The organism is Caenimonas sp. SL110, from assembly GCF_001044395.1.
GTDB lineage: Bacteria > Pseudomonadota > Gammaproteobacteria > Burkholderiales > Burkholderiaceae_C > Ramlibacter.
Map to the genome: position 1 here is coordinate 1 of NZ_JANU01000024.1, position 7,459 is coordinate 7,459.

The 7,459-nt window shown below is 62.9% G+C and carries 5 protein-coding genes; all 5 read right to left on the bottom strand.

Going from position 1 to position 7,459, the window contains the following annotated elements:
* Positions 1–54: 54 nt before the first annotated feature.
* The gene (locus AQ12_RS13100; protein WP_048440378.1) at positions 55–2,847 is read right to left on the bottom strand and encodes a nitrate reductase; all 2,793 of its coding nucleotides are present in this window, start codon (positions 2,845–2,847) and stop codon (positions 55–57) included.
* Positions 2,844–3,275 carry a nitrite reductase small subunit NirD gene (nirD, locus tag AQ12_RS13105; RefSeq protein WP_048440379.1) on the bottom strand — a complete coding sequence of 144 codons (432 nt, stop codon included), beginning with the start codon at positions 3,273–3,275 and terminating at the stop codon, positions 2,844–2,846. The genes AQ12_RS13100 and nirD overlap by 4 nt, the downstream gene beginning before the upstream one ends.
* A gap of 2 nt (positions 3,276–3,277) precedes the next feature.
* On the bottom strand, positions 3,278–5,725 hold the full coding sequence (nirB, locus tag AQ12_RS13110; protein ID WP_048440380.1) for a nitrite reductase large subunit NirB: 2,448 nt from the start codon (positions 5,723–5,725) through the stop codon (positions 3,278–3,280).
* Positions 5,726–5,746: 21 nt separating this feature from the next.
* The gene (locus AQ12_RS13115) at positions 5,747–6,562 is read right to left on the bottom strand and encodes an ABC transporter ATP-binding protein (RefSeq protein WP_048440381.1); all 816 of its coding nucleotides are present in this window, start codon (positions 6,560–6,562) and stop codon (positions 5,747–5,749) included.
* Positions 6,559–7,459, bottom strand: a 901-nt coding sequence (gene ntrB / locus AQ12_RS13120; RefSeq protein WP_048440382.1) for a nitrate ABC transporter permease, incomplete at its 5' end; no start/stop codon positions are given. The genes AQ12_RS13115 and ntrB, both read right to left, overlap by 4 nt.

Consider the following 7,459-nt stretch of genomic DNA (forward strand, 5'->3'; position numbering starts at 1 on the left):
TGAGAATGCTTCTCCGGACAGTAGTGGATCAAGTCCGCAATGACAGCCAATGTTTCAGGCCACCTGGCGCAACTCGATTGCACCGCGCACCAGACGCTTCAACTCCGGCACACAGGACCCGCAGTTCGTGCCGCACTTCAAATCATCTTGAAGTGCCGCGAGCTGCCCGGTCTCCGGTCCATCCGCGCCAGCGAGATATTTGCTGATCTCGGGTTCGGTCACATTGAAGCAGGTACACACCTGCTTGCCGCGCGCTTGCACCGCCACCGGTGCCTTCGCTCCAGGCACCAGCAACATGCGTCCGTACGCCTGTGCAGGCAACTCGTCCTGCAGCAGCGTCTTGATCCACGCCTGTGCCGATGTGTCACCGGCCAGCACGAAAGCCTCCAGTCGCGCCTCGGTGCCATGACGTGACAGTTTCATCGCACGCCGCTGGCCCTTCTTGCGGTCGGCATATCGCAACGCGTCTGCACCGGCGACACCCAGCAACGCCTCGATCCGTTCCACCAACTCATCGGGCGGCGCCTCATAGGCAGCTGCGCGAAACAGCACACCCGCGCGCTCACGGCCGAATGGCACGCACGATGCGAACGCAAAGCGCGCCATCAGTTGCTGCAGTTCGCGCCGCGCCCGCAGTGCGTCCTCGTCGGGCAACCAGCCGACAGCCAGCAACGACCACGGCAGCTCGGCTTTGAGGATCTTCACCGCCGCATGCTTCAACTCGGGCTGCTTCGAAGATGGGCAATAGGCGGATGTCGTGAGCGCATTCACGCCTGCCAGCGCTTGCCCCGTCGAGGAGCACCCACCCAGGAATTCGCTTCCCCAGTGCATCGCCATGAAGGCCTGGCTGAGCGCCACTTCGTCGCTCGCCTGCACAGGCACCACGATGGAGCCGCGCTTGCTCGTGAGGTGGACCAGGTCCCCCTCCTTGAGAAGGCGGCGCGACATGTCCTGCGGGTTCATCTGCACCGAAGGTTCAGCGACGTGACCGAACAGACGCCCGATGGTGCCGGTGCGGCTCATGCCATGCCATTGGTCGCGCAACCGTCCGGTGGTCAGCGAGAACGGAAAGCGCGACTCTCGTACTTCGGCCAAAGGCCTATACGCCACATTCGCAAACCGTGCCTTGCCGTCCGCCGTGGGAAAGATGCCATCTTCGTAAAGGCGCGCCTTGCCTTCGGTTGCACCCTGCGGCATCGGCCATTGCAGGGGCTTGATGTCGAGCATCTCGTAGCTCATGCCGGTGATATCGAGGTCGCGTCCGCGCGTCGATTCGCGGTGTTCATTCCAGATCTGTTCTGCGCCACGGCTCTCGTCGGCCAGTGGATACGGAAACAGTGTTGAAAGACCCGGTCGCAGCTTGCGCTCGAGCCGTTGCCCGAACTCCGCTGCAATCGCCCAGTCGTGGCGCGTGCCCGCAGGTTTGTCGATGGCAGGGCGCACGCGACTGATGCGGCGCTCGCTGTTGGTGACGGTTCCGGTCTTCTCGCCCCATGTCGTGGCGGGCAGGAGCAAATCGGCGTAGTCGCAGGTCGCGGTGGTGGAAAAAGCCTCCTGCACGATGACCAGTTCCGCGCGCTCAAGTGCGCGGCGCACAGTGGCCTGGTCGGGCATGGACTGCGCAGGATTGGTGCACGCGATCCACAGGGCCTTGATCTGGCCATCGGCTGCCGCCTGGAACATCTCCACTGCGGATTTGCCGGGCTTGTCTGGCACGGTCGAAACGCCCCAGAGCGCTGCGACTTCGGCGCGATGCGCAGGGTTGGCCATGTCGCGATGAGCGGACAGGAGATTGGCCAATCCACCCACCTCGCGGCCCCCCATCGCATTGGGCTGGCCTGTGAGCGAGAACGGGCCAGCACCGGGTTTGCCGATGTGTCCGGTTGCCAGATGCAGGTTGATGAGCGACGCGTTCTTTGCAGTGCCGCTGGAGGATTGATTCAGGCCCTGGCAGTACAGGCTGAGCGTTGCGGTCGAAGTGGCAAAGAGCTTTGCCGCTTCGTAGAGGTCTTCCTTGCGGATGCCGCAGGTCTGCGCGACCAGGTCTGGCGTGCACTCGCGCACCGTGGCCTTGAGCTCATCGAAGCCGGTCGTGTGCGCAGCCATGTAGCCCGCTTGCGTCCAGCCCTCCCACAGCATGATGTGCAGCATGCCGTGGAACAGCATCACATCGGTGCCGGGCTGGATCGGCAGGTACAGGTCTGCGATCTCGGCCGTGTCCGTGCGGCGTGGGTCGCACAAGATGATCTTCATCGCGGGGTTGGCCGCCTTCGCCTCTTCAATCCGCCGGAACAGGATCGGATGCGCCCACGCCGTGTTGCTGCCGACAATGAAGATGCACTGCGCGTGATCCACGTCTTCGTAGCAGTTCGGTGGCGCATCGGCGCCAAGCGTCATCTTGTAGCCAGCCACCGCGCTGCTCATGCACAGGCGCGAATTCGTATCGACGTTGTTGGTGCCGATCAGCCCCTTGGCCAGCTTGTTGAAGACGTAGTAGTCCTCGGTGAGTAGCTGCCCGGAGATGTAGAAGCCGACTGCGTCCGGTCCGTGTTCGCCAATCACCTGCACGAAGCTTTCCACCGCGAAATCCATCGCCTCGTCCCACGACACGCGAGACGGCTTCTCGCTGCGGTGCACGCGCCGCATCGGCTGCAGCAGCCGCGCCTGGTGGGTGATGGGAGCCGAGGCTGTCAGGTGAAGCGACGAGCCCTTGGTGCACAGCCGCCCGAAGTTGGCAGGGTGCTGCGGATCGCCGCGCACGCCGGTGATCTGGTTGCCTTCACTTTCGATGATGACGCCGCAGCCGACACCACAGTAAGGGCAGGTTGAGCGTGTTTCCAGAGTCATTGCGCGCAGTGCGGTGCCTGAACGTCGAAGGTGGCGTCACCGACAGCGCCGGTCGATGCACCAGCGCACGGCCCCGCTTTCGGCGGCTCCAGGTCCGTCGCCAGCGATGCCAGCTCGACCGGATCGAGCATCACCTCACCACCCTCGACACGGCACGCAAACTTCGTCGTGCATCCTTCATCGGGTGACCTGGCGCAGCCATCGTCCAGGCCGATGGTCCAGTTGTGCAGCGGGCAGGCGACGCTGGTGCCGAACACGATGCCTTGCGACAGCGGGCCGCCCTTGTGCGGACACCGGTCGAGCAATGCGAACACCTGGTCCTGGTCGTTACGAAACACCGCGACGTCCATGCCGCGCGGACGCGAGACGCGACGCGAGCCGAGCACGGGAATGTCTTCAACCCTGCAGATCACTTGCCATTCATTCATCTTCATGCAGCCTCCGCCGCCGTGCCGAGCTTCGCGAACTGGCGCGTGTCGACAGAAGCTTTCTCGAAATCGAACCACGGGTCGGGCTCGCCATCCAGGCTGAATTGAAGCCGCTCCCACAATGCCTTGCGGCCTTCGTGATCTTCCAGCACCTTCTTCTTGACGTAGTCCAGGCCCACCCGGTTGACGTAGTGCACCGTGCGCTCCAGGTACCAGCCTTCCTCGCGATACAACTGCAGGAACGCGCCGCTGTATTCGAGCACTTCGGCAGACGTCTTGAGCTTGCAGAAGAAGTGCGCCACCTCGGTCTTGATGCCGCCGTTGCCAGCGACATAAATCTCCCAGCCGCTGTCGACGCCGATCACGCCGACATCCTTGATGCCGGACTCGGCGCAATTGCGCGGGCAACCGGACACGGCCAGCTTGACCTTGTGCGGTGCGTACATGCGCCAGAGCGCGCGCTCCAGGTCCTTGCCCATCTGCGTGGAGTCCTGCGTGCCGAATCGGCACCACTCGCTGCCCACGCAGGTCTTCACCGTGCGCAGTGCCTTCGCGTAAGCGTGGCCTGACGGCATGCCGATGTCCTTCCAGACGTTCTGCAGGTCTTCCTTCTTCACGCCCAGCAGGTCGATGCGCTGGCCGCCCGTGACTTTCACCGTCGGGATCTTGTACTTGTCCACCGCGTTGGCAATGCGTCGCAGTTCGTCGGCCGTCGTCTCGCCTCCCCACATGCGAGGAATCACGGAGTAGGTGCCGTCCTTCTGGATGTTCGCGTGGCTGCGTTCATTGATGTAGCGGCTTTGCGGATCGTCTTTCGCTTCCTTGGGCCAGCTGGAGATCAGGTAGTAGTTGATCGCGGGGCGGCAGGTCGCGCAGCCGTTGGGTGTGCGCCAATCCATCGTGCGCATCGTGTCGGCGATGGTGAGGAATTTGTTAGTGCGAATCGCTTCGCGCACATCCTCGTGGCTGTGGTCGGTGCAGCCGCAAATAGCCTTCTTCTTGGGCGCGGCAGAGTAGTCACCCCCGGCAGTGAACATCAGGATCTGTTCGACCAGCCCCGTGCATGAGCCGCAGCTTGCACTGGCCTTGGTGTGCTTCTTCACTTCGTCGATGGTGAACAGGCCCTTTTCCTTGATTGCCTTGCAGATCGTGCCCTTGGTCACGCCGTTGCAGCCGCACACCTCGGCTTCATCGGGCATGGTCGCGGCGCGGCTGTGGCCTTCGTGGCCGGTGTCGCCGATGTTGGATTCGCCGAACATCAGCTTGTCGCGGATGTCGTTGATGCTGCGACCGTCGCGCAGCAGTTTGAAATACCAGCTGCCATCGACCGTGTCGCCGTAGAGGCACGCACCGACCAGCTTGTCGCCCTTGATGACGAGTTTCTTGTAGACGCCGCCGAACGGGTCTGACATCACGATTTCTTCGGTGCCCTCGCCGCCCATGAATTCGCCGGCGGAAAACAGGTCGATGCCCGTGACTTTCAGCTTGGTCGATGTGAGCGAGCCGGTGTAGCGGCCGATGCCGAATTGCGCGAGATGGTTGGCTGCGACCTTGGCTTGCTCGAACAGCGGTGCCACCAGGCCGTAGGCGATGCCTCGATGCGCAGCGCACTCGCCAACCGAGTAGATGCGCGCGTCGGTGACCGTCTGCATCGTGTCGTTCACGACAATGCCCCGGTTGCAGTGCAGGCGCATCTTCTCGGCCAGCTCGGTGTTCGGACGGATGCCGACAGCCATCACGACCAGGTCGGTGTCCAGGCGCGTGCCGTCCTTGAAGGTGATGGCAGTGACCCGGCCATCTTCTCCACCGACAAGCTCCTGCGTGTTGGCGCCGATCATGAATTTCAGGCCACGATCTTCCAGCGACTTTTGCAGCAGGCGGCCCGCGACGTCGTCGAGCTGCCGCTCCATCAGCCACGGCATGACATGCACCACGGTGACTTCCATGCCACGCAACATCAATCCGTTCGCGGCTTCGAGCCCGAGCAAGCCGCCGCCGATGACGACCGCCTTCTTGTACTTTTGCGACGCCGCTATCATCGCGTTGGTGTCTGCGATATCACGGTAGGCGATCACGCCCTTCAAGTCCTTGCCAGGCACGGGCAGGATGAACGGGTTGGAGCCCGTGCACATCAGCAGCCGGTCATAAGGCTCTTCGGTGCCGTCTTCGGCGCGCACCACGCGCTTGACGCGATCAACCTCGACCACCTTCTTGCCCGCGTGCAGCGTGATGTTGTTTTCCTTGTACCAGTCCCAGGAGTTCAGCACGATCTCGTCGAGCGTCTGCTCGCCCGCGAGCACCGGCGACAGCAGGATGCGGTTGTAGTTGGGATGCGGCTCCGCGCCGAACACGCTGATGTCGTAAAGCTCTGGAGCGACCTTCAGCAGCTCCTCGATGGTGCGCACGCCCGCCATCCCGTTTCCAACCATCACCAGTTTTGATCGTTTCACTTCGGTCTCCAGATGGGGCGTTCAGGCGACAAGCTTTTCGACGTGGGCCTGCCTCGTGTAGAGGAAATCGATCACCGCCTTGCGGTAGTGAACGTAGGCGGGGTCTTCGGCCAGTTCGATGCGGCTGCGCGGGCGCGGCAGGTCGATGGCCAGCACTTCGCCGATGGTTGCGGCAGGGCCGTTGGTCATCATCACGATGCGGTCCGACAGCAGCACGGCTTCGTCGACATCGTGGGTCACCATCACCACCGTGCTGTGCGTCTTGGCGACGATCGCCAGCAACTCGTCCTGCAGCTTGGCGCGGGTGAGGGCGTCAAGCGCGCCGAAGGGCTCGTCCATCAGCAGCACGTTGGGCTCCATCGACAGTGCACGTGCAATGCCCACGCGCTGCTTCATGCCGCCTGAGATTTCTCCCGGGCGTTTTTGCGCCGCAGGTGTCAGTCCGACCAGTGCCAGCGCGTCGTCGGTGCGGGCACGAAGCTGCGCACGCGTTTCGGTCGCACCGAAGACGCGTTCGACGGCCAGGTACACGTTCTCGAAGCAGGTGAGCCACGGCAACAGCGAATGATTCTGGAACACGACGCCGCGGTCGGGACCAGGTCCTGCGATCTCGCGGTTGGCGCAGATCAGGTGGCCTTGCGTGGGCATCGTGAGGCCGGCGATCAGGTTCAGCAGCGTTGACTTGCCGCAGCCCGAGTGACCGATCATCGTGACGAACTGGCCCTTGGCGACGGTGAGGTTGATGCCCTGTAGCGCGACGAACGGACCCTTGGCGGTCTTGAAGGTCTGCTGCACGCCCTCGATCTGGATGTATTTGGTGGTCAGGCTGTCGCTCATGTCTTCACCTCTTCGAATGTGAATGCCGTTGCCAGTTTGATCAGGGCGAATTCCAGGACCAGACCCACCACGCCGATCACGAAGATCGCGATGATGATGTTCTTGACGTTGAGGTTGTTCCACTCGTCCCAGACCCAGAAGCCGATGCCGACACCGCCGGTGAGCATCTCTGCCGCGACGATCACCAGCCACGCGGTGCCCACTGCCAGGCGCACGCCGGTGAGCATGTAGGGCAGCACGGCCGGAAAGAGGATCTTCGTGACGATCTTCCACTCGGACAGGTTCAGCACGCGCGCCACGTTCATGTAGTCGGAGGGCACGCGTTGCACACCGACTGCGGTGTTGATGATCATCGGCCAGATCGAGCAGATGAAGATGGTCCAGATGGCGGCGGGGTTTGCGCCCTTGAACACCATGAGGCCGATGGGCAACCACGCCAGCGGCGACACCGGACGCAACAGGCTGATGAGCGGGTTGAACATCCGCGACAGGAAGGTGAAGCGGCCGATCATGAAGCCCAGCGGGATGCCCACGACGGCCGCCATGCCGAATCCGATGGCGACTCGCTTGAGCGACGACAGCACGTTCCAGCCGATGCCCTGGTCGTTGGGACCCTTCTGGTAGAACGGATCGCTGAAGACTATCAGTGCCTGCTTGAACGTCTCGACCGGCGACGGAAAGCTGCTGGTGGACGTCATCGAAATGATCGCCCAGATGCCCACGAGAAAGCCCAGGCCGAAGATGGGAGGAAGAACCTTGAGGAAGAGGGCGCGCCAGTCGTAGGGCATTTTTGCGCTGCGGGTGCTGGGCGATGCCTGGAGTTGCTCCCTCGCCCCGCTTGCGGGGAGAGGGTGGGGGTGAGGGGTGTTCGCTATTGGAAGACCCTCACCCCGGCCC